The sequence below is a fragment of the Gilliamella sp. CG16 genome, from assembly GCF_046635785.1.
In the GTDB taxonomy this organism is placed as follows: Bacteria; Pseudomonadota; Gammaproteobacteria; order Enterobacterales; family Orbaceae; genus Gilliamella; species Gilliamella apicola_I.
In genome coordinates, this window is record NZ_JBIDFL010000023.1 from 1 (window position 1) to 2,116 (window position 2,116).

Annotated in this window: 1 protein-coding gene and 1 pseudogene; both read right to left on the minus strand. The window is 28.0% G+C overall.

The window, feature by feature from the left end; all coding sequences use genetic code 11:
• Positions 1–132: 132 nt before the first annotated feature.
• Entirely contained in the window at positions 133–1,200 is a 1,068-nt protein-coding gene (locus tag ACGH47_RS11325) for a ThiF family adenylyltransferase (protein ID WP_411623477.1), read from the minus strand.
• A 615-nt stretch (positions 1,201–1,815) separates the two neighbouring features.
• Positions 1,816–2,116 (minus strand): annotated as a pseudogene (locus ACGH47_RS11330) (hypothetical protein); the annotation flags it as partial.

Consider the following 2,116-nt stretch of genomic DNA (forward strand, 5'->3'; position numbering starts at 1 on the left):
CAACTTGAAATAAAGCTAATTCTCTTAAAGAGACACCCGTAGAAAGCAAATAAATAGATTGATATACACCTATAAGCATTCTAATGGAATTGTAACAAGCATTATTTAATGTTAGCTTTTTTATTATCATTCTTATTTGCTACCACAAACTTTACACTCATCAGATTTAATAAAATCTATTGTTTTAATGTTAAGTTTATCAGTCCAAATACCAATTCTTTTATTTAAAGATAATGGTTCATCATATTCACCTAAATATTTTAAAATATCACCAGCACAAAAAGATGCAGATATTGCATTTACAGTAGGAAAAGTAGCTATTTTAAAATTGCTATTTATTTTCTTGCTATCTAAAGAAACACTGCTATTTTCTTCGTTTTTTTTGTAGATTAAAGGTTTGCCACACTCAAGACAACCTGTTTTGTGAGGAATGTAAAGAGGACCAAATGCAGAAATATCATTAAAATATCCAGCGCAAATATAGGGTTGTTCATTTTTAACACAGATTTTATTAACCCATAAATAAATATCACTTGGTTCATCCGCTGACAAAACCCAAATATCAGCTTTAGGTAATTGCTTTAATGAATCTATATTAGTAATTTTGATGTTTATTTCATCTATTTCTATATTTTTATTTCTTAATAATAATTCTCGCTTAATAATGGATGTTTTTTGTTTTTTTACATCATCTTCTTTAAATAAAATTTGTCTTGTTAAATTACTTAATTCAATATAGTCGTTATCAACTAAAGTTATTTTTTTTATTCCTGACGTAGCCAGTATTGAACTAACATGATTACCAATACCGCCGCATCCTATAATAACAACATGTTTTGAATTTAGTTTATTCTGTATCTTATAAGCTATAGAACCATAACTTTCATAGTGTAAAAAACTTCTAGAATATCTATCGTCTGAATATTTATTATTTTGTGAATATTGGATCAAAAAATTATTTTTTTTGAGAATATTTATATAATCTTTATATTCAGAAAAAGATATTTTACTTTTCATAACTTTTTCATATAAAAAGTCTACATCTTGGGGAGTTATAAATTTTTCTGCTATAAAAATTAAATTATTCCAATCATAAATATTATCAATCTCCAATTGCCTACTACCTAATCCAAAGTAACCAACCCCATAAAACCCATCTACTTTTACATGCTTTCCAAGCACAAATCTATTATCTATCATAAATTTTCCTTCAGGCAAAAAAATAAATACTGGTTTAATTACTAATTAAACCAGTACTAGAAATTAACTAATTAATTTCCGCCGCAATTACTATTTGAGCTATTCATTTTTGACTCCTTTAATTTAATTTAATTTAATTTACTTTATGATGATTTATTCATCACAAATAGCATACCTGATATTTACAATATTTACATGTGATCTCCGTCACAAAAAATTAAATTTGTTACAAATAATCAATTACGCAATATAAGCGCTTTTAAGTGCACTTACTCCATAAGACTATACGAACTATTGACTCAATATAGAACTCTTAAATCTCGCAATATTAGACAGGTTAAATTTGTAAACCTTACACCTTGTAAAAATTATGTTATTATTGTTGACGGTTGGTCGGGGTTGGTAATCTACTACCTGACTGGCGGGTCAGGTAGTAGACAGCCCCTAAATTTACAATCTAAGGGGGTGATTATGATTGATAATTAGATTAATAGTAATTATTATCGTTATTTTGTTGCTATCTGGCGATTCTCCAGTCATCCGATAGAGACCGAAGAAAGAGGGCGTAAGCTCTCTTTCTTCTCAATACATATTGTAGGAGCTTAGATAATAAATTCAAGTGGTTTTATTGCTATTTATAATTCCTATCTTTTTCTTAAGTTTCTTTAATTGCTCTTGCCCTTCAAACATTTTTATCTGTGTATCTATTTCAATATAGAACTCTATAGCATCAATGGAACGCTCTTTGCGTAAGGGTTTGTAAGCGATCTTTAAGTCACTTTTTTTGTTAATTTCTTCAATGGAAGGCTCAATAACTTTTCTTTTTAGTTCAAACCATTCAGAAAATTTATCTTCAAGCAATAAAGCAATACGCAAATCTCGCAAGCTAATATTGCGAGATTTAAGAGTTCTATAT

What these genes read in the sequence shown, in the direction of transcription:
- ACGH47_RS11325 (WP_411623477.1), bottom strand. Translation starts at nt 1,200, where the DNA reads ATGATAGATAATAGATTTGTGCTTGGAAAGCATGTAAAAGTAGATGGG.